Raw genomic sequence first — 252 nt, 5'->3', positions numbered from 1 at the left:
CACCCGTGGATCGGGAATCGCCGCCCGCGCCGGTCGGGGATCGCCGTTCGGCGGAGCCGGGAAACACGAAGAGGACCGGTGCGGTCACCGGTTCGGCCTCACCAGGCCGCAGTAGAGGCCTTCGATGGCGAAATCCTGGTCCGGCAACACCTCGATCGGTGCGTAGTCGGGGTTGCGCGGCAGCAAGCGGATACGGTCCTTGCCGATCTTCAGCAGCTTGACGGTGATGGCATCGTCGATGCGCGCCACCAC

The 252-nt window shown here is 67.1% G+C and carries 1 protein-coding gene; it reads right to left on the bottom strand.

Going from position 1 to position 252, the window contains the following annotated elements; all coding sequences use genetic code 11:
• Positions 1-84: 84 nt before the first annotated feature.
• The coding region (locus tag OH705_RS28130; RefSeq protein ID WP_267303558.1) for a LexA family protein at positions 85-252 on the bottom strand (168 nt) is incomplete at its 5' end.

Source organism: Pseudomonas sp. BJa3 (genome assembly GCF_026343815.1).
Classification (GTDB): Bacteria; Pseudomonadota; Gammaproteobacteria; order Pseudomonadales; family Pseudomonadaceae; genus Aquipseudomonas; species Aquipseudomonas soli.
The sequence above is the reverse complement of the archived record's forward strand: the minus strand, read 5'-3'. Positions and strand labels throughout refer to the sequence as shown.